A 19,638-nucleotide genomic window follows, 5' to 3' on the forward strand; every position below is an offset into this window, starting at 1 on the left:
CCCCGCCCACCCACCCAGCCCGTCCGGCGTTTGAGGACGAGCGCGTTCAGCGCGATACGGGGGTTCGGGGGCGGAGCCCCTGAGTGCGGGATGGGAATGGGTAAGGGCGGCGGGGGCGAGAAAAGGCTCGGCACCCCGGCGGAGCCCTACGCCAGCAACCCCCGCAACGGAAACACGGCCCGCCGCGCAGCAAGCACAGCCTGGTCAAGACGGTCGGCGGGGTCGTACCCCGACTCCCACCCCTTCCACTCCACAGGCCACCGCCCATCAGTCATCCGCGCAGGCGCCAACTGCCGCGTACGAGCGAAGACCTCCTGCCGCCACCCCTCAGGAACCACCGTCTCCGGCGCGATCTCCCGCCCCGCAGCGACAGCGACAAGATGCGTCCACGACCGAGGCACGACATCCACCACGGCGTACCCGCCCCCACCAAGAGCGACCCACCGCCCCTCGGCGTACTCGTGCGCCAGCTCATGACAGGCCACCTGCACAGCCCGCTGCGCGTCCAACGACACGGCAAGATGAGCGAGCGGATCCTCGAAGTGCGTATCGGCCCCGTGCTGAGTGACCAGCACCTGCGGCCGAAAGTCCGCGACCAACTCCGGCACGACGGAGTGAAAGGCCCGCAACCACCCCGCGTCCCCGGTCCCGGCCGGCAACGCCACGTTCACGGCAGACCCCTCCGCGGACGCGGCCCCGGTCTCCTCCGGCCACCCCGTCTGCGGAAACAGCGTCCGAGGATGCTCGTGCAACGACACGGTCAGCACCCGCGGATCCTCCCAGAACGCGGCCTGCACCCCGTCCCCGTGATGCACGTCCACATCCACGTACACGACCCGCTCGGCCCCGAGCTCCAGCAGCCGGGCGATGGCCAGCGAGGCGTCGTTGTAGATGCAGAACCCCGACGCGCCCCCGGGCATCGCATGGTGCAGCCCACCCGCGAAGTTCACCGCGTGCAGCGCCTCACCCCGCCACACGGCCTCGGCGGCCCCCACCGACTGCCCGGCGATCAGCGCGGACACCTCGTGCATCCCGGCGAAGGCGGGATCGTCCATGGTCCCCAGCCCGTACGCCCCGTCCGCACTCCTCGGATCCACGGAAGCGGCCTTGACCGCCTCGATGTAGTCCTCCCGGTGCACAAGCCGCAGAGTCGAGTCCCCGGCCGGCTTGGCCGAGACGACCTCCACCTCCCGGTCGAGCCCGAAGGCATCGACCAGTCGCCGGGTCAGCGCCAACCGGACCGGATCCATCGGATGATCCGGGCCGAAGTCATAGCCCGTTACTGCCTCGTCCCACATCAGCTGTGCGCGGCCGCTCATGCCCGTCACCGTATCGGGAAGGTTCAGAAGCGAACGACTTGGCGTACACCAACGTCACCAGCACCAACACCATCGGCACGAGCATGGCCCCCCGATAACTCCACGCATCGCCCAGAGCTCCCACCAAGGGCGAACCGATCAAGAACCCCACATAGTTGAAGATATTCAGTCGGGCGACAGCCGCATCCGCAGCTCCGGGGAAGAGCCGCCCGGCCGCCGCGAAGGTCTGCGGCACGATCACGCACAACCCGAACCCCAGCAGCGTGAAGCCGAGCATCCCGACCCAGGCCCCCGGCGCCCCGGCCACCACCGCGAACCCCACAGCCGCGACCACCGCTCCGGCCCGCACCACCATCACGGCCCCGAACCGCCGCACCCCGAAGTCCCCGACGGCCCGCCCGATCAGCGTGGTGACCATATAGACGTTGTACGGAACGGTCGCGAGCTGCTCCGAACTGCCGAGCACATCCTGCAGATACTTGGCGCTCCAGTTGGAGACGGTCGAATCCCCGATGTACGCGACGGCCATCACCAGACACAGAGGCAGCAGCAACTTGAACCCGACGCCACCACTACCGCTACCGCTGCTGCTTCCGTCCTCGCCCTGCGCCTTCACCTCGGCCTCGGGCCCGCTCCCGTCGACGTACCACCGGCTCCCCACGAACGCCGCGGGCAACAGCACCACGACCACCGGCAGATACGACACGAACAACGCCAGATCCCAGTGCGCCCCCACCCACGCGAGCGACGCCCCGACGATCCCGCCCAGACTGAACGCCGCGTGGAACCCGAGCATGATGCTGCGCCCGTACCTGTGCTGAAGGCTCACCCCGAGCATGTTCATGGAGGCGTCGAGCGATCCGACGGCCAGTCCGAAGGCGGCGAGCGACAGCGCGATCGCCCACAGCCCGTCGCCGGCCCCCACCCCGAGCAGCGCCAGCAGCACCACCGGCTGCGACCAACGCAGTACGTGGCTGGGCGGCACCCTCTTCACCAGCTGCTCGGTGCAGACGCTGCCGACCCCGGCCAGGATCGGCACGGCCGCGAGGAACGCGGGCAGCAGCGCGTCGGATATCCCGTACCGGTCCTGGATCGCGGGTATTCGCGTCACGAGCAGCGCGAAGGCGACGCCCTGGGCGAAGAAACTGAATGCCAAAGAAGCCCGGCCACGCCGCAGCACATCTGTCATGGCGGCTCAGCGTAGGGCTCAGGCTTACCCGTGGGTAGACGGTTCAAAGATGAATTTTGTTCAACTCTGGCGCTGGTCTGGCGTTGGAAGATCAACTTGAGACCAACTCGGCGGCCGTACGGACGCCAAAGTCAGCCCTGAAGCAGGCCGATCAGCTCGCCCATGTCCCCGAAGAGCCGGTCCGCCCCCGCCAACCGCTCGGCCGGCGTCATCGCCGTGAACCCGTACACATCCATCCCGGCCGCGACGGCCGCCCGCACCCCGAGCGGACTGTCCTCGACGACAAGGCACTTCTCCGGCGGCACCCCCATGCGCTCGGCCGCGTGAAGGAACAGGTCCGGCGCCGGCTTCCCCCGCCCCACATCCTGCGAACTGAAGATCCGCCCGTCGTCGAACCACCGGTCAAGACCGGTCTTCCGATGCCCGACCCGGATCCGCTCATGACTCCCCGACGACGCCACACAGTACGGAACCCCGTCCGCGGCCAGCTTCTCCAGGACCTCCACGGCCCCCGCCACCGGCTCCAACTCCCACTCGAAGGCAGCGAACACCCGCGCATGAAAGACATCGTCGAAGTCGGCGGGCAGCCGCTCCCCGGTCCGCTCCTCGACGATGTCGTGTACGCGGTGCATAGCGGCGCCCATGTAGTCGCGCAGGGACTCCTCGTACGAGGTGGGGTGCCCCAGCTCGGTGAGATAGGCGGCCAGCAGCGTGTTGGAGATCGGCTCACTGTCCACAAGGACGCCGTCGTTGTCGAAGATCACCAGTTCGTAGCGCATAACAAAGACCCTAAACGCAAGAAAGCCCCCGCACCGAAGTGCGGGGGCTTTCCCATAATATTTGTTCGGCGGTGTCCTACTCTCCCACAGGGTCCCCCCTGCAGTACCATCGGCGCTGTGAGGCTTAGCTTCCGGGTTCGGAATGTAACCGGGCGTTTCCCTCACGCTATGACCACCGAAACACTATGAAACTGTGAATACCGCACCACACCCCGTGGCCACACGGGTGTGGGGTTGTTCGTGGTTTCAGAACCAACACAGTGGACGCGAGCAACTGAGGACAAGCCCTCGGCCTATTAGTACCAGTCAGCTTCACCCCTTACGAGGCTTCCACATCCGGCCTATCAACCCAGTCGTCTACTGGGAGCCTTAACCAATCTAGTTGGTGGGAATACTCATCTCGAAGCAGGCTTCCCGCTTAGATGCTTTCAGCGGTTATCCCTCCCGAACGTAGCCAACCAGCCATGCCCTTGGCAGGACAACTGGCACACCAGAGGTTCGTCCGTCCCGGTCCTCTCGTACTAGGGACAGCCCTTCTCAATATTCCTACGCGCACAGCGGATAGGGACCGAACTGTCTCACGACGTTCTAAACCCAGCTCGCGTACCGCTTTAATGGGCGAACAGCCCAACCCTTGGGACCGACTCCAGCCCCAGGATGCGACGAGCCGACATCGAGGTGCCAAACCATCCCGTCGATATGGACTCTTGGGGAAGATCAGCCTGTTATCCCCGGGGTACCTTTTATCCGTTGAGCGACGGCGCTTCCACAAGCCACCGCCGGATCACTAGTCCCGACTTTCGTCCCTGCTCGACCCGTCGGTCTCACAGTCAAGCTCCCTTGTGCACTTACACTCAACACCTGATTGCCAACCAGGCTGAGGGAACCTTTGGGCGCCTCCGTTACTCTTTAGGAGGCAACCGCCCCAGTTAAACTACCCATCAGACACTGTCCCTGATCCGGATCACGGACCCAGGTTAGACATCCAGCACGACCAGACTGGTATTTCAACGACGACTCCACAGACACTGGCGTGCCCGCTTCAAAGTCTCCCAGCTATCCTACACAAGCCGAACCGAACACCAATATCAAACTGTAGTAAAGGTCCCGGGGTCTTTCCGTCCTGCTGCGCGAAACGAGCATCTTTACTCGTAGTGCAATTTCACCGGGCCTATGGTTGAGACAGTCGAGAAGTCGTTACGCCATTCGTGCAGGTCGGAACTTACCCGACAAGGAATTTCGCTACCTTAGGATGGTTATAGTTACCACCGCCGTTTACTGGCGCTTAAGTTCTCAGCTTCGCACACCCGAAAGTGCACTAACCGGTCCCCTTAACGTTCCAGCACCGGGCAGGCGTCAGTCCGTATACATCGCCTTACGGCTTCGCACGGACCTGTGTTTTTAGTAAACAGTCGCTTCTCGCTGGTCTCTGCGGCCACCCCCAGCTCAAGCAGCAAGTGCTATCACCGGTGATGGCCCCCCTTCTCCCGAAGTTACGGGGGCATTTTGCCGAGTTCCTTAACCATAGTTCACCCGAACGCCTCGGTATTCTCTACCTGACCACCTGAGTCGGTTTAGGGTACGGGCCGCCATGAAACTCGCTAGAGGCTTTTCTCGACAGCATAGGATCATCCACTTCACCACAATCGGCTCGGCATCAGGTCTCAGCCTTAATGTGCGACGGATTTACCTATCACACGGCCTACACCCTTACCCCGGGACAACCACCGCCCGGGCTGGACTACCTTCCTGCGTCACCCCATCACTCACCTACTACAGGTCTGGTCCGTCGGCTCCACCACTCCCCTTTGCCCGAAGGCTCCAGGGCGGCTTCACGGACTTAGCATCGCCTGGTTCAATGTTTGACGCTTCACAGCGGGTACCGGAATATCAACCGGTTATCCATCGACTACGCCTGTCGGCCTCGCCTTAGGTCCCGACTTACCCTGGGCAGATCAGCTTGACCCAGGAACCCTTAGTCAATCGGCGCACACGTTTCTCACGTGTGTATCGCTACTCATGCCTGCATTCTCACTCGTGAACCGTCCACCACTAGCTTCCGCTGCGGCTTCACCCGGCACACGACGCTCCCCTACCCATCCGTACTCCCGTTGGGGATATGTGTACGAATGACACGACTTCGGCGGTACGCTTGAGCCCCGCTACATTGTCGGCGCGGAATCACTAGACCAGTGAGCTATTACGCACTCTTTCAAGGGTGGCTGCTTCTAAGCCAACCTCCTGGTTGTCTCTGCGACTCCACATCCTTTCCCACTTAGCGTACGCTTAGGGGCCTTAGTCGATGCTCTGGGCTGTTTCCCTCTCGACCATGGAGCTTATCCCCCACAGTCTCACTGCCGTGCTCTCACTTACCGGCATTCGGAGTTTGGCTAAGGTCAGTAACCCGGTAGGGCCCATCGCCTATCCAGTGCTCTACCTCCGGCAAGAAACACACGACGCTGCACCTAAATGCATTTCGGGGAGAACCAGCTATCACGGAGTTTGATTGGCCTTTCACCCCTAACCACAGGTCATCCCCCAGGTTTTCAACCCTGGTGGGTTCGGTCCTCCACGACCTCTTACAGCCGCTTCAACCTGCCCATGGCTAGATCACTCCGCTTCGGGTCTTGAGCGCGCTACTAAATCGCCCTATTCGGACTCGCTTTCGCTACGGCTTCCCCACACGGGTTAACCTCGCAACACACCGCAAACTCGCAGGCTCATTCTTCAAAAGGCACGCAGTCACGACGCAAGGAACAAGTTCCTTGCGCGACGCTCCCACGGCTTGTAGGCACACGGTTTCAGGTACTATTTCACTCCGCTCCCGCGGTACTTTTCACCATTCCCTCACGGTACTATCCGCTATCGGTCACCAGGGAATATTTAGGCTTAGCGGGTGGTCCCGCCAGATTCACACGGGATTTCTCGGGCCCCGTGCTACTTGGGTGTCTCTCAAACGAGCCGTTGATGTTTCGACTACGGGGGTCTTACCCTCTACGCCGGACCTTTCGCATGTCCTTCGCCTACACCAACGGTTTCTGACTCGTCTCACAGCCGGCAGACTGTGAAAGAGAGATCCCACAACCCCGTACACGCAACCCCTGCCGGGTCTCACACGTATACGGTTTGGCCTCATCCGGTTTCGCTCGCCACTACTCCCGGAATCACGGTTGTTTTCTCTTCCTGCGGGTACTGAGATGTTTCACTTCCCCGCGTTCCCTCCACACACCCTATGTGTTCAGATGTGGGTGACAGCCCATGACGACTGCCGGGTTTCCCCATTCGGAAACCCCCGGATCAAAGCCTGGTTGACGGCTCCCCGGGGACTATCGTGGCCTCCCACGTCCTTCATCGGTTCCTGGTACCAAGGCATCCACCGTGCGCCCTTAAAAACTTGGCCACAGATGCTCGCGTCCACTGTGCAGTTCTCAAACAACGACCAACCACCCATCACCCCGAACCAGTAGTCCGAGTGCACTGGGGCCGGCACTGAAGATCCAGACACAAGGTCCGTACCCTCAGACACCCAACAGCGTGCCCGGCACCCTCGCCACTCATGATCAGCTTTCCACGCCCCAAAGGGACAGTACTTGCAGCCCGAGATGACTGAGAGTGCCGAATAATCAACGTTCCACCCATGAGCAACCAGCACCGGACATTCGCCGATGTACTGGCCTCTGACCAAGTCCCCGAAGGTTCTTGGTAAGAAGTGCTCCTTAGAAAGGAGGTGATCCAGCCGCACCTTCCGGTACGGCTACCTTGTTACGACTTCGTCCCAATCGCCAGTCCCACCTTCGACAGCTCCCTCCCCACAAGGGGGTTGGGCCACCGGCTTCGGGTGTTACCGACTTTCGTGACGTGACGGGCGGTGTGTACAAGGCCCGGGAACGTATTCACCGCAGCAATGCTGATCTGCGATTACTAGCAACTCCGACTTCATGGGGTCGAGTTGCAGACCCCAATCCGAACTGAGACAGGCTTTTTGAGATTCGCTCCGCCTTGCGACATCGCAGCTCATTGTACCTGCCATTGTAGCACGTGTGCAGCCCAAGGCATAAGGGGCATGATGACTTGACGTCGTCCCCACCTTCCTCCGAGTTGACCCCGGCAGTCTCCTGTGAGTCCCCATCACCCCGAAGGGCATGCTGGCAACACAGAACAAGGGTTGCGCTCGTTGCGGGACTTAACCCAACATCTCACGACACGAGCTGACGACAGCCATGCACCACCTGTCACCCGACCACAAGGGGGGCACCATCTCTGATGCTTTCCGGGCGATGTCAAGCCTTGGTAAGGTTCTTCGCGTTGCGTCGAATTAAGCCACATGCTCCGCTGCTTGTGCGGGCCCCCGTCAATTCCTTTGAGTTTTAGCCTTGCGGCCGTACTCCCCAGGCGGGGAACTTAATGCGTTAGCTGCGGCACCGACGACGTGGAATGTCGCCAACACCTAGTTCCCACCGTTTACGGCGTGGACTACCAGGGTATCTAATCCTGTTCGCTCCCCACGCTTTCGCTCCTCAGCGTCAGTAATGGCCCAGAGATCCGCCTTCGCCACCGGTGTTCCTCCTGATATCTGCGCATTTCACCGCTACACCAGGAATTCCGATCTCCCCTACCACACTCTAGTCTGCCCGTATCGAATGCAGACCCGGGGTTAAGCCCCGGGCTTTCACATCCGACGTGACAGACCGCCTACGAGCTCTTTACGCCCAATAATTCCGGACAACGCTTGCGCCCTACGTATTACCGCGGCTGCTGGCACGTAGTTAGCCGGCGCTTCTTCTGCAGGTACCGTCACTTTCGCTTCTTCCCTGCTGAAAGAGGTTTACAACCCGAAGGCCGTCATCCCTCACGCGGCGTCGCTGCATCAGGCTTTCGCCCATTGTGCAATATTCCCCACTGCTGCCTCCCGTAGGAGTCTGGGCCGTGTCTCAGTCCCAGTGTGGCCGGTCGCCCTCTCAGGCCGGCTACCCGTCGTCGCCTTGGTGAGCTTCTACCTCACCAACAAGCTGATAGGCCGCGGGCTCATCCTTCACCGCCGGAGCTTTCAACCCCCACCCATGCGGGCAGGAGTGTTATCCGGTATTAGACCCCGTTTCCAGGGCTTGTCCCAGAGTGAAGGGCAGATTGCCCACGTGTTACTCACCCGTTCGCCACTAATCCACCCCGAAGGGCTTCATCGTTCGACTTGCATGTGTTAAGCACGCCGCCAGCGTTCGTCCTGAGCCAGGATCAAACTCTCCGTGAATGTCTGCCGGTAATCCGGCGTAACACCACGAGAGCGGAACAACCAGGCGGAATAAGCCCGATCATTCACAGCGTCCTCGCTGATGCGCCTGCCGGAACAATGCCCGGCAGGACTTTTTCAAAGGAACCTCGTCCCAGCCGTGATGGCCGGAGACGGGGTATCAACATATCTGGCGTTGATTTTTGGCACGCTGTTGAGTTCTCAAGGAACGGACGCTTCCTTTGTACTCACCCTCTCGGGCTTTCCTCCGGGCTTCCCTTCGGTCTTGCGTTTCCGACTCTATCAGACCGTTTTCCGATCCGATTTCCTCGGTGCTTTCCAGGTTTTCGCTTTCGCGTTTCCCTTTCCGGCGGTTCCGACTCTATCAGATCCTTTCGGGCCTGATTCCCGGTCAGAGCGGGTTGTCTTCGCGGCTGTTGGGCCGTTCCGACGAGTGAGACTTTAGCGGAATCCTGGCCCCCGAGCTAATCGGGGTCGCGCTCTTTCGAACGCTGATTCCTCATTTCGCAAACGCGCATGAAAACGGTCCGACGACGGATCGTCGATCGCTGTGTGCTTGTTGCGGAATGGCTGTCCGGGGACCAACCGAAGTCGGCGCTCACGTCGGACAACTCGGAGAACACTACGTAGGGGCCCAGGGCGTGTCAACTTGACGCCTGGAGCCGCTCTGGAGGCGTACCCTCGGGGCCATGACTACGCACGCGTGCACCCAGCTGTGGTGGGCCGCCTGACGGCGGCCGTACATACGCGTGTACTCAACGGCCGCCGCCTCGGCGGCCGTTCTTGTTTCTCCCTCCTGGAGCGCCGGCCGGCGGTGGTGGCGGCCTCGACCAGGAGGTAGCGGAATGAAGCGGGTCTTCAGCGGGGTCAAGCCGACCGGGCATCTGACGTTGGGGAACTACCTGGGGGCGATGCGGCGGTGGAGTGCGGTCGATCAGCACGAGGCCGACGCGCTGTTCTGCATCGTCGACCTGCACGCGCTGACCGTGGACCACGATCCAGGCCGGGTGCGCAGGCTCAGTAGGCAGGCGGCCACGCTGCTGCTGGCCGCGGGGCTCGATCCGAAGCTGTGCACCGTCTTCGCCCAGAGCCATGTGGATGAGCACGCGCGGCTGTCGTACCTGCTGGAGTGTGTGGCCACGGACGGCGAGATGCGGCGGATGATCCAGTACAAGGAGAAGGCCGCGGTCGAGCGGGCCCGGGGCGGGAGTGTGCGGCTGTCGCTGCTGACGTATCCCGTGCTGATGGCGGCGGACATCCTGGCGTACGGGACCGACGAGGTGCCGGTGGGCGACGACCAGGCGCAGCACGTGGAGCTGGCGCGGGATCTGGCGGTGCGGTTCAACCAGCGGTACGGGCACACGTTCGTGGTGCCGCGGGCCACGCTTCCGAAGGTGGCGACTCGGGTCATGAACCTGCAGGAGCCGACGTCGAAGATGGGGAAGTCCGACGACGTGGGGCCCGGGATCGTCTATCTGCTCGATGAGCCCGAGGTGATCCGGAAGAAGGTCATGCGGGCCGTGACCGACAGCGGGCGGGATGTGGCGTACGACCGGGAGGCCCGGCCTGGGGTCTCGAATCTGCTGGAGATCCTCGCGGCGTGCGGAAGTGGGAACCCGGAAGCCCTGGCCGGTGTATATGAGTCGTACGGATCTTTGAAGAAGGACACCGCCGAGGCCGTGGTGGAGCTCCTCAGGCCCGTACAGCAGAGGCACAAGGAGTTGTGCGCGGATCCTGCGTACGTGGAAGGGGTGTTGCGGGAGGGTGCGGCGAAGGCCAGGGAGATGGCGAGGCCGAGGGTGGACGCGGCGTACCGGGCGATCGGGCTGCTGCCGGCGATGTAGATGAGGAGCGGTGGGGCCGGAGGTGGGCCCGGCCCCGGGGCTCCTAGCTGTTGCCGGAGGCCAGTTCGCGACTGCGGTCGCGGGCCGCTTCGAGGGCGGCGATGAGGGCTGCTCGTACGCCGTGGTTCTCGAGTTCGCGGATGGCGTTGATCGTGGTGCCCGCGGGGGACGTGACGTTCTCGCGGAGCTTCACGGGGTGCTCGCCACTGTCGCGGAGCATCACGGCGGCGCCGATCGCGGACTGGACGATGAGGTCGTGGGCCTTGTCGCGGGGCAGGCCGAGCAGGATGCCGGCGTCGGTCATGGCCTCGACCAGGTAGAAGAAGTACGCCGGGCCCGAGCCGGAGAGGGCGGTGCAGGCGTCCTGCTGGGACTCGGGGACGCGGAGGGTCTTGCCGACCGCGCCGAAGATCTCCTCGGCGTGGGCGAGGTGCTCGGCGGTGGCGTGGCTGCCTGCGGAGATGACGGACATGGCCTCGTCGACGAGGGCGGGGGTGTTCGTCATGACACGGACGACGGGGGTGCCCTGGGTGAGGCGCTCCTCGAAGAAGGAGGTGGGGATGCCCGCGGCGCCGCTGATGACCAGGCGGTCGGTGGGAACGTGCGGGGCGAGTTCGTCGAGGAGGGTGCCCATGTCCTGGGGCTTGACCGTGAGGATCAGGGTGTCGGCGCTCTTGGCCGCCTCGGCGTTGGTGACCGGGGTGACGCCGTGGCGCTCCTGGAGTTCCTTGGCGCGTTCGGGGCGGCGGGCCGTGACCAGGAGGTCGGCGGGGTCCCAGCCGGCTCGGATCATTCCGCTGAGCAGGGCCTCGCCGATCTTGCCGGTGCCGAGCACTGCGACTTTCTGGGTCATGTTCGGTTGCCCTCCGGGGGTGCGTCGTCCGAGGCCCATCCTCGCACCGGGGGCGTGGGGGTGGGCCGCGTTGTCCGGTGGGCGGGACGCGGCCGTCCCGGGGGCGGGGTGGTGCTCGGTGTCATGCGGTGCGGCGGCGGAGGGTTGCCGCGCCGAGGCTCAGGACGAGGAGGGCGCAGGCCGCGACGATCAGGGCGTCGCGGATGAAGTTGGTGGTGACGTCGGTGTGCTTGAGGACTTCGTTCATGCCGTCGACGGCATAGGACATGGGGAGGACGTTGGAGATGCCTTCGAGTACGGGGTGCATGTCGGGGCGTGGGGTGAACAGGCCGCAGAGGAGGAGCTGGGGGAAGATCACGGCCGGCATGAACTGGACGGCCTGGAACTCCGAGGACGCGAAGGCCGAGACGAAGAGGCCGAGGGCCGTGCCGAGCAGGGCGTCGAGAAGAGCCACCAGAAGGAGGAGCCAGGTCGAGCCCGTGACGTCGAGACCGAGGGCCCAGACGGCGAGACCGGTGGCGAGGGCGGACTGGATGACGGCGAGCGCGCCGAAGGCGAGGGCGTAGCCGACGATCAGGTCGGCCTTGCCGAGGGGCATGGCGAGGAGGCGTTCCAGGGTGCCGGAGGTGCGTTCGCGGAGGGTGGCGATGGAGGTCACCAGGAACATCGTGATGAGGGGGAAGATGCCGAGCAGTGAGGCGCCGATGGAGTCGAAGGTGCGCGGGCTGCCGTCGAAGACGTAGCGGAGCAGCAGGAGCATCACGCACGGGATGAGGATCATCAGCGCGATCGAGCGCGGGTCGTGGCGGAGTTGGCGCAGGACCCTGGCCGCGGTGGCGGTGGTGCGGGAGTAGCTGATCGCGCTCTGCCTCGGGAGTGTGGTCGTGCCCGTACGGGTCGTCGTGGTCCGGGTCGGGGTCGGGGTGCTCATCGGACGGACTCCTTGCTGCGCTGGTTGCCGGCCGCGATCGCCTCGTCGACCAGGTGGAGGAAGGCGGCCTCGACGGTGTCGGTGCCGGTCTGGGTGCGCAGGGCGTCCGGGGTGTCGTCGGCGAGGATCTCGCCCTCGCGCATCAGGAGGAGGCGGTGGCAGCGCTCGGCCTCGTCCATGACGTGGGAGGAGACGAGGAGGGTGGCGCCCCGGTCGGCGGCGATGGTGTGGAAGAGCTGCCACAGGTCGCGGCGGAGTACGGGGTCGAGGCCGACCGTGGGTTCGTCCAGGACGAGGAGTTCGGGGGTGCCGAGGAGGGCGACTGCGAGGGAGACGCGGCTGCGCTGGCCGCCGGAGAGGTTGCCCGCGAGGGCGTCGGTGTGGGAGGTGAGGTCCACGTCGGCGATGGCGTGGGTGACGTTCTCGTGGCGGCGCTCTGCGGCGGCGCGGCCGGGGTCAAGGATCGCGGCGAAGTAGTCCAGGTTCTGGCGGACGGTCAGGTCGTCGTAGACGGAGGGGGCTTGGGTGACGTAACCGATGCGGGAGCGGAGTGCGGCGTGGCCCGCGGGGAGGCCGAGGACGTCCAGGGTCCCGGTGACCTTGGCCTGGGTACCGACGATCGACCTCATCAGGGTGGACTTGCCGCATCCCGAGGGGCCCAGCAGGCCGGTGATCTGGCCGCGGGAGACCTCGAAGTCGAGTCCGCGGAGGACCTGGCGGGTGCCTCGGACAACGGTGAGCTCGGCGGCGTGGACCGCTGGGGCCGTGGGGTGGATTTGCGGGGTCGTGGGTGGACCGGGCGAGTAATTCATCATGTGATGAATAATGCTCCTGCAGGGTGGAGGCGTCAAGCCTGGGCGGGGGCGTGGCTGGGCGGGGCATGGCGGGCTGAGGCGCGGGGTGGAGGCTCGTGCGGTGCGTGGGGCGCTGGGGGCCTGATGGCCTGGCGCCGGGAGCTCGGTGGCGGGCACCCGGTGGTGGGTGGTGGGCGCCCGCGGGTGAGTCGCGGGCGTTCGGTGCTGGGTGTCGGGCGTTCAGTGGTGGGTCGTGGGTGTTCGGTGGGGGGTGGTGGGGTCAGGGGCGGAGTGCGACCAGGAGGTCTACGTCGTACGTCTCCTCGACGATGCCGTCCGGGAACACCTCCAGGAGGTGCTCGCGCTCCTCGGCCAGGAAGGAGGCCGTGCCCTCCTCGCCGAGGACGAGGAAGATCGAGTGGCTGCCGATGTTGGCGAGGTGCGTGTCGAGGGGGACGCTGCGGGTCCAGCGGACCTGGTGATGTGTGATGTCCGGGACGGTGATCGCGCCGGCGAAGGCCCGCTCGGCGCGGGCGGAGGTGCCGCCCTTCTTGCCGACGGCGTCGCCGCCGAAGTACCGCGCGACGCGTTGCTCCTGAGCCGCGATCCACGGGATGTCCAGGGCGTCCATGTTCCACCAGAGGGCGAGGGCGCCGCCCGGGCGCAGGACGCGCATCGCCTCCGGGGCGGCGCGGGCCGGTTCCGTCCAGTGCCAGGCCTGGGCGTAGGTCACGTAGTCGGCGGAGGCGTCGGTGAAGGGGAGGGCGTTGCCGTCGCCTCGTACGAGGGGGATGTCCGGGAGGGTGCGGCGGAACTGGCGTGCCATGCCGGCGCCGGGTTCGACCGCTACGACGTTCGCTCCGCGGGCGTGCAGGAGGGTGGTTGCGATGCCTGTGCCTGCGCCTACGTCGATGGCTCGGGCGCCTGCCAGGGGGTGGCCTGCGGCGTGCTCCATCGTGTCGAAGAGGGCGGGTGGGTAGGAGGGGCGGTTTGCGGCGTACTGGGCTGCGGCGGCGTTGAAGGAGTGGGCTCGGGTGTGGTGGTGGGCGCGGGAGGAGGCGGTCATGCCGCCATGGTGGCCTTGGGTGGGGGTGGGGGACAGTGGGCCTCGGTAAGAGGTTGGGGTGAGGGTGGGGAGGTTTTCGCCCCCGCCGCCCCTACCCGATCCCGTCCCTTACTCAGGGGCTCCGCCCCCGAACCCCCGTATCGCGCTGAACGCGCTCGTCCTCAAACGCCGGACGGGCTGAGTGGGGCGGGGCTGACGGGGTGGGTGGGGAAATCGGCCTGGCGGCCTCGTCCTCAAACGCCGGACGGGCTGAAAATCAGCCCCTCCTGCGCTTGCGGGACGGGTTTCCCGTGCGGCGGGCGGCTCGGCGGGTGTGTTCGGTGCGTGCCGTTTCGTACTCCTGGCGGTGGAGTTTTTCGCCGGGGGCCTCGGTGAGGGAGCGGAAGAAGTAGGCCAGGAGGGCGCCTACGAAACCGATGGCCAGGAGGCCGCGGAGGGATGCCTGGGTGTCGGGGTCGGGGCGCTCGGTGAAGGCCTCCCAGGTGCGGCGGAAGGCGATCGCGCTGCAGATCGCGAACATCACGACGACGAGGAGGGTGACGAAGCTGCCCACGGCCGCGATCGCCAGGCCCTCGTAGGCGAAGCGGAGGATCAGGCAGCTCGCCACGGCAGCCGCCAGCGAGCCGGCGGCCACGGCCGCGCGGCGGCCGGCGTAGCCGCCGTCGTGGTCCACCCAGGTCGTTCCGAAGAAGCGGATCGGTTCGGGGCGCGGGCCTGTGGGGGTGCCGGTTTCGTCGCTCACGGGTCGATTATCGCCCTGGGCGGGGGACTGCCGAAGTGTCGAGGCGCTGCTGAGTGCGTCGGAGCGCCGACGGGTGGGTGGTGCAGGTGAGTGAAGGGGCGGCTCGGCTTGCCGGCTCGTGGCCTGCGAGCCGGGCCGCCCCGACGCGGTCAGCTGCAGCGCGGTGCCACGTAGCCGTCGCTGCCCGTCTTCACGAAGGCGTCGGAGACGTACTCCCCGACCTTGATGTTGTCCCAGATGTTCGTCGTGCCGTAGGGACCGCTGATCGACTCGCCCGGGCGCTGGCAGAAGATCGGCACCTTGGAGCCCACCGCCAGGGTGCGGACCAGGCGGTACTGGGTGCCGGGGCCGCTGCGGACGTTCACGGTGTAGCCGGGTGCGATCGAGTAGAGCTTCTGGGCCGCGGTGACAGTCGCCTCCGCCCTCGCGCCCGAACTCTCCTCCGCGCTCTCCATCTCTTCAACAGCCATATGGGCCTCCCCCGTTGGATGCGTTCGGACGCACCTGTCTTGATCGTCGCGAACGCGTTGGCTTGAAACACTTTCTTTTCTTTGTGCACGCGGAGGCTAGCAAGCCGCGTGGGTCTCGTACGAACCATCGACTAGGCTCCGTGCGTCGCGCGTGCGTACGTAATTCACGGGGGTGGACCATGCCGCCACGACGCAGCGCCGGATCCGGTGCCGAAGCGGAACTTCCCGAATACGCCGGGCAGTACCGCCTTGAGTCACGCCTCGGCTCGGGCGGTATGGGTGTCGTCCATCTGGCGCGATCGACCTCGGGGCTACGGCTCGCGGTGAAGGTCGTCCATGCCGAGTTCGCCAAGGACCCCGAGTTCAGGGGACGGTTCCGGCAGGAGGTCGCGGCCGCGCGGCGGGTCAGCGGTGCCTTCACCGCACCGGTCGTGGACGCCGACCCCGAGGCCGAGCGGCCCTGGATGGCCACCCTGTTCATACCGGGGCTGACCCTGGCCGAGCACGTGAAGCGGAACGGCTCGTTGTCGTCCGCGCAGCTGCGTCAGGTCATGGCCGGCCTCGCCGAGGGTCTGCGCGACATCCACCGTGCCGGTGTCGTGCACCGCGATCTCAAGCCGAGCAACGTCCTGCTCGCCGAGGACGGTCCCAAGGTCATCGACTTCGGCATCTCCCGGCCATCGGACAGTGAACTGCGCACGGAGACCGGCAAGCTGATCGGTACCCCGCCGTTCATGGCCCCCGAGCAGTTCCGCCGCCCGCGCGAGGTGGGCCCGGCCGCCGACATCTTCGCCCTCGGGTCGGTCCTGGTGCACGCGGCCACCGGGCGCGGGCCCTTCGACTCCGACAGCCCCTACATCGTCGCGTATCAAGTGGTGCACGACGAGCCGGACTTGACGGGTGTCCCCGATGATCTGGCCCAGCTCGTCGGCCGCTGCCTCGCCAAGGAGCCGGACGAACGGCCCACGCCCGACGAGCTCATGGCGGAACTGCGGCTCGTCTCCTCTCTCTACGACACCCAGGCGTTCATCCCCGCGCAGCGCACATCGGAGCCGGGGGCCGAGACCGAAGCCCGGGCCGAAGCCGAAGCCGTCTCCGGGCACAAGCCCGCTCCCCCGCCCGGGGACGATCCGACTCACGTGCGCGGCAAGGGACGTACAGCAGCCGGGGCTTCCGGGCCGGACCCGGACTCAGCCCCAGACCCAGACCCAGATCCGTCAGTCGGTTCCAGTGACCTCTCGTCGCGCAACCGTCGTCGCCACCGTGTCCGTCTTTCCGTCGCCGCCGGTGTCGTATCCGTACTGGCGGTGTGGGGTGCGCTTCTCTTCGGGGTGCAGAGCGTCGACGGTGACTCCGGCAGTAGTCCGGACTCGGGCACCGAACGCCGTGCCGCCGCCGACACGTTCCGCCCGTGGGTCACGAAGGTGGGCACCGGGAAGAGCGGCATGTCCCAGTGCACCTACGGAGCCGGGGCTCTGCGATGCGCTGCTCCCGGTGTGCTCGCCGCCTCCGTCGACCCGCTGAACGGCAAGGTGCGGTGGACGCGGAAGACCGGAGCCGCCGGAGCCGACGGCGTGGTCGCGCCCGTCCTGTCGGGTGGACTGGTGCACGCCGTCACCCCGGACCAGAAGCAGCTCGTCGCGCTCGACCCCGACACGGGCAGGACCCGCTGGACGCTGGGCATCGCGGAGGACGAGGGCAGTGTGCAGCAGAGCGCGGGCGATACGGTTCTGCTGAGTTCACCCGACGGCATGGTCACCGGTGTCGACGGCAGGACCGGGGACCGGCTGTGGCGCCATCGCGTGGCCGGCCGGGCCCAGCCCTCCTTCGCGTACTTCGGCGGTGAGGTCGCGTACGCGACGACACTGGGCGCCGACAGCACGAGCACTCAGGTGATCGCGGTGGATCTGCGGACCGGGGACGTGCGGTGGCGCCACAGCCTCGACGGACTGCTCGTCCCCGTCGGGGCCGCGAAGGGCACCCTCTGGCTGACCGGGGAGAACTCGTACCAGGAGACCGTGAGCGTCGTCGGCTACACGCACGACTCGGGCCGCGTACGGCGGATCCCTCTCGGGCTTCCGCTCCCGTCCGCCACGGCCGCCCTGCACGATGGAACGGCCTATTTCCTGGCCACGGGTGGGGCGCTGGTGGCGGTGGACCTCGAAGCGGGCAAGCAGCGGTGGCGGCTGGAGACGTCGGTCAGCAGGGGGTCGGTGCCGACCGTCGACGACCGGCATGTGTACGTCGCCTCCCCCGACGGTCGGCTGCTCGCGGCCGACGCGCGTACCGGAAAGCTGCTGGGCCAGACCCGTCCACGGCTCAGCGGCGACAGGACCCAGGGGGTCGTCTCTGAATTGCCCGTGCCTCTGGTCGTGGGCAACCGGGTCTACGGAAGCGCGCCCGACGGAAGCGTCTTCGCGGTGGACGCCCGCAAGCCCGCCGGCTGGTAGTTCCCGGAAACGGCGAACCCGCCCGGTGGTGAGGACCGGGCGGGTTCACGTGGTGGGGGTGGGGCGGGGTCAGCCGAGTTTGGAGACGTCTCGGACTGCGCCCTTGTCGGCGCTGGTCGCCATCGCCGCGTACGCGCGGAGGGCGGCGGAGACCTTTCGCTCGCGGGCGGCCGGGGCGTAGACGCCGTTCAGGGCCTCGCGGCGGGTGGCCAGCTCCTCGTCGGAGACCAGGAGCTCGATGCCGCGGTTCGGGATGTCGATGCGGATGCGGTCGCCGTCCTTGACGAGGGCGATCGTGCCGCCGGAGGCCGCCTCCGGGGAGGCGTGGCCGATGGACAGGCCGGACGTGCCGCCGGAGAAACGTCCGTCGGTGATCAGGGCGCAGGTCTTGCCGAGGCCGCGGCCCTTCAGGAAGGACGTCGGGTAGAGCATCTCCTGCATGCCGGGGCCGCCCTTGGGGCCCTCGTAGCGGATGACGACGACGTCGCCGTGCGTGATCTCCTTCTTGAGGATCTTGTCGACGGCCTCCTCCTGCGACTCGCAGACGACCGCCGGGCCCTCGAAGGTCCAGATCGACTCGTCCACGCCCGCCGTCTTCACGACACAGCCGTCGACGGCGAGGTTGCCCTTCAGGACCGCCAGGCCGCCGTCCTTGGAGTACGCGTGCTCCGCCGAGCGGATGCAGCCGCCCTCCGCGTCCTCGTCGAGGGCCTCCCAGCGCTCGGACTGGGAGAAGGCCTCGGCGGAACGGACACAGCCGGGTGCCGCGTGCCACAGCTCCAGCGCCTCGGGGGACGGGGAGCCGGCGCGGACGTCCCAGGTCTTCAGCCAGTCGGAGAGGGACGGGCTGTGGACCGAGTGCACGTCCTCGTTCAGGTGACCGCCGCGGTGCAGTTCGCCGAGCAGAGCGGGGATACCTCCGGCCCGATGCACGTCCTCCATGTAGTACGTCCGGTCCTTGGCCACGTTCGGGGCGACCTTGGCGAGGCAGGGCACGCGGCGCGAGACGGCGTTGATCTCGTCCAGGCCGAAGGGGACCTCGGCCTCCTGGGCCGCGGCCAGCAGGTGCAGGATCGTGTTGGTCGAGCCGCCCATGGCGATGTCGAGCGCCATGGCGTTCTCGAAGGCCGCGATCGTGGCGATGTTGCGCGGCAGGACCGTCTCGTCGTCCTGCTCGTAGTAGCGGCGGGTGATGTCCATCACCGTGCGCCCCGCGTCCTGGTACAGCGCCTTGCGGGCGGTGTGCGTGGCGAGGACCGAGCCGTTGCCGGGGAGGGAGAGGCCGATGGCCTCCGTCAGGCAGTTCATGGAGTTGGCCGTGAACATGCCGGAACAGGAGCCGCAGGTCGGACAGGCGTTCTCCTCGATACGGAGGATGTCCTCGTCCGAGATCTTGTCGTTCACGGCGTCGGAGATCGCGTCGACCAGGTCGAGCGTACGGACCGTGCCGTCGACCAGGGTCGCGCGGCCGGACTCCATGGGGCCGCCGGAGACGAAGACCGTCGGGATGTTCAGGCGCAGGGCCGCCATCAGCATGCCGGGCGTGATCTTGTCGCAGTTCGAGATGCAGATCAGGGCGTCGGCGCAGTGGGCCTCCACCATGTACTCGACGCTGTCCGCGATCAGGTCGCGGGAGGGCAGGCTGTAGAGCATGCCTCCGTGGCCCATCGCGATGCCGTCGTCGACCGCGATCGTGTTGAACTCGCGCGGGATGCCGCCCGCGGCCGTGATGGCCTCGCTCACGATCCGGCCGACCGGCTGGAGGTGGGTGTGGCCGGGCACGAACTCGGTGAAACTGTTGGCGACCGCGATGATCGGCTTGCGGCCGATGTCCGCGCCCGGTACACCGGAGGCGCGCATAAGGGCGCGTGCGCCCGCCATGTTGCGGCCGTGGGTGACTGTGCGGGACCTCAGCTCGGGCATCGCAGCTCGCTCCTTCGGGAGAGTAATGAC

General features: G+C 66.2%; 12 protein-coding genes and 3 rRNA genes. 2 read left to right on the forward strand and 13 right to left on the reverse strand.

Features of this window, described 5'->3' with window-relative positions; genetic code table 11:
* Positions 1–146: 146 nt before the first annotated feature.
* The 6 genes from ACN20J_RS22030 to ACN20J_RS22055 form a co-directional block, all read right to left on the reverse strand.
* Entirely contained in the window at positions 147–1,319 is a 1,173-nt protein-coding gene (locus ACN20J_RS22030) for an acetoin utilization protein AcuC (RefSeq protein WP_269653490.1), read from the reverse strand.
* Complete coding sequence (locus ACN20J_RS22035; protein WP_419666591.1) at positions 1,270–2,508, reverse strand: MFS transporter; 1,239 nt, start codon at positions 2,506–2,508, stop codon at positions 1,270–1,272. Before ACN20J_RS22035 ends, ACN20J_RS22030 begins: the two co-directional genes overlap by 50 nt.
* A 131-nt stretch (positions 2,509–2,639) precedes the next feature.
* Entirely contained in the window at positions 2,640–3,287 is a 648-nt protein-coding gene (locus tag ACN20J_RS22040; RefSeq protein WP_419666592.1) for an HAD family hydrolase, read from the reverse strand.
* Positions 3,288–3,350: 63 nt separating this feature from the next.
* A 5S ribosomal RNA gene (rrf, locus tag ACN20J_RS22045) occupies positions 3,351–3,467 on the reverse strand.
* A gap of 96 nt (positions 3,468–3,563) precedes the next feature.
* Positions 3,564–6,687 (reverse strand): 23S ribosomal RNA (locus tag ACN20J_RS22050).
* Between the two features lie 320 nt (positions 6,688–7,007).
* Positions 7,008–8,535, reverse strand: a 16S ribosomal RNA gene (locus ACN20J_RS22055).
* The 16S, 23S and 5S rRNA genes sit together here, the layout of an rRNA operon.
* 845 nt (positions 8,536–9,380) lie before the next feature.
* Here ACN20J_RS22055 and trpS point away from each other — a divergent pair.
* Positions 9,381–10,379 carry a tryptophan--tRNA ligase gene (trpS, locus tag ACN20J_RS22060; RefSeq protein ID WP_189843120.1) on the forward strand — a complete coding sequence of 333 codons (999 nt, stop codon included), beginning with the start codon at positions 9,381–9,383 and terminating at the stop codon, positions 10,377–10,379.
* Between the two features lie 43 nt (positions 10,380–10,422).
* On the opposite strand, the gene proC is transcribed toward trpS, so the two are convergent.
* From proC to ACN20J_RS22090, 6 genes are all read right to left on the reverse strand, one after another.
* Positions 10,423–11,232 carry a pyrroline-5-carboxylate reductase gene (proC, locus tag ACN20J_RS22065; protein WP_189843121.1) on the reverse strand — a complete coding sequence of 270 codons (810 nt, stop codon included), beginning with the start codon at positions 11,230–11,232 and terminating at the stop codon, positions 10,423–10,425.
* A gap of 121 nt (positions 11,233–11,353) precedes the next feature.
* Complete coding sequence (locus ACN20J_RS22070) at positions 11,354–12,163, reverse strand: ABC transporter permease (RefSeq protein WP_246575432.1); 810 nt, start codon at positions 12,161–12,163, stop codon at positions 11,354–11,356.
* On the reverse strand, positions 12,160–12,978 hold the full coding sequence (locus ACN20J_RS22075) for an ABC transporter ATP-binding protein (protein ID WP_361910258.1): 819 nt from the start codon (positions 12,976–12,978) through the stop codon (positions 12,160–12,162). The genes ACN20J_RS22070 and ACN20J_RS22075 overlap by 4 nt, the downstream gene beginning before the upstream one ends.
* 259 nt (positions 12,979–13,237) lie before the next feature.
* Positions 13,238–14,023: a class I SAM-dependent methyltransferase gene (locus ACN20J_RS22080; RefSeq protein ID WP_419666593.1), complete on the reverse strand. Its 786-nt coding sequence runs from the start codon at positions 14,021–14,023 to the stop codon at positions 13,238–13,240.
* Between the two features lie 256 nt (positions 14,024–14,279).
* Entirely contained in the window at positions 14,280–14,765 is a 486-nt protein-coding gene (locus tag ACN20J_RS22085) for an EamA/RhaT family transporter (protein WP_189843124.1), read from the reverse strand.
* Positions 14,766–14,914: 149 nt separating this feature from the next.
* The gene (locus ACN20J_RS22090) at positions 14,915–15,235 is read right to left on the reverse strand and encodes an SH3 domain-containing protein (protein WP_190230661.1); all 321 of its coding nucleotides are present in this window, start codon (positions 15,233–15,235) and stop codon (positions 14,915–14,917) included.
* 179 nt (positions 15,236–15,414) lie between these two features.
* On the opposite strand from ACN20J_RS22090, the gene ACN20J_RS22095 reads away from it, so the two are divergent.
* Positions 15,415–17,685, forward strand: a complete 2,271-nt coding sequence (locus ACN20J_RS22095; protein ID WP_419666594.1) for a serine/threonine-protein kinase — start codon at positions 15,415–15,417, stop codon at positions 17,683–17,685.
* A 69-nt stretch (positions 17,686–17,754) separates the two neighbouring features.
* Here the strand turns inward: ACN20J_RS22095 and ilvD are convergent, their stop codons facing one another.
* Entirely contained in the window at positions 17,755–19,608 is a 1,854-nt protein-coding gene (gene ilvD / locus ACN20J_RS22100; RefSeq protein ID WP_189843127.1) for a dihydroxy-acid dehydratase, read from the reverse strand.
* Between the last annotated feature and the right edge of the window lie 30 nt (positions 19,609–19,638).

Origin of the sequence: Streptomyces sp. 2-1 (assembly GCF_048564895.1) — a bacterium.
GTDB classification, from domain to species: domain Bacteria; phylum Actinomycetota; class Actinomycetes; order Streptomycetales; family Streptomycetaceae; genus Streptomyces; species Streptomyces phaeochromogenes.

What these genes read in the sequence shown, in the direction of transcription:
- ACN20J_RS22095 (WP_419666594.1), top strand. Translation starts at nt 15,415, where the DNA reads ATGCCGCCACGACGCAGCGCCGGATCCGGTGCCGAAGCGGAACTTCCC.
- ACN20J_RS22035 (WP_419666591.1), bottom strand. Translation starts at nt 2,508, where the DNA reads ATGACAGATGTGCTGCGGCGTGGCCGGGCTTCTTTGGCATTCAGTTTC.
- proC (WP_189843121.1), bottom strand. Translation starts at nt 11,232, where the DNA reads ATGACCCAGAAAGTCGCAGTGCTCGGCACCGGCAAGATCGGCGAGGCC.
- trpS (WP_189843120.1), top strand. Translation starts at nt 9,381, where the DNA reads ATGAAGCGGGTCTTCAGCGGGGTCAAGCCGACCGGGCATCTGACGTTG.
- ACN20J_RS22075 (WP_361910258.1), bottom strand. Translation starts at nt 12,978, where the DNA reads ATGATGAATTACTCGCCCGGTCCACCCACGACCCCGCAAATCCACCCC.
- ACN20J_RS22030 (WP_269653490.1), bottom strand. Translation starts at nt 1,319, where the DNA reads ATGAGCGGCCGCGCACAGCTGATGTGGGACGAGGCAGTAACGGGCTAT.
- ACN20J_RS22040 (WP_419666592.1), bottom strand. Translation starts at nt 3,287, where the DNA reads ATGCGCTACGAACTGGTGATCTTCGACAACGACGGCGTCCTTGTGGAC.
- ACN20J_RS22070 (WP_246575432.1), bottom strand. Translation starts at nt 12,163, where the DNA reads ATGAGCACCCCGACCCCGACCCGGACCACGACGACCCGTACGGGCACG.
- ACN20J_RS22090 (WP_190230661.1), bottom strand. Translation starts at nt 15,235, where the DNA reads ATGGCTGTTGAAGAGATGGAGAGCGCGGAGGAGAGTTCGGGCGCGAGG.
- ACN20J_RS22080 (WP_419666593.1), bottom strand. Translation starts at nt 14,023, where the DNA reads ATGACCGCCTCCTCCCGCGCCCACCACCACACCCGAGCCCACTCCTTC.
- ilvD (WP_189843127.1), bottom strand. Translation starts at nt 19,608, where the DNA reads ATGCCCGAGCTGAGGTCCCGCACAGTCACCCACGGCCGCAACATGGCG.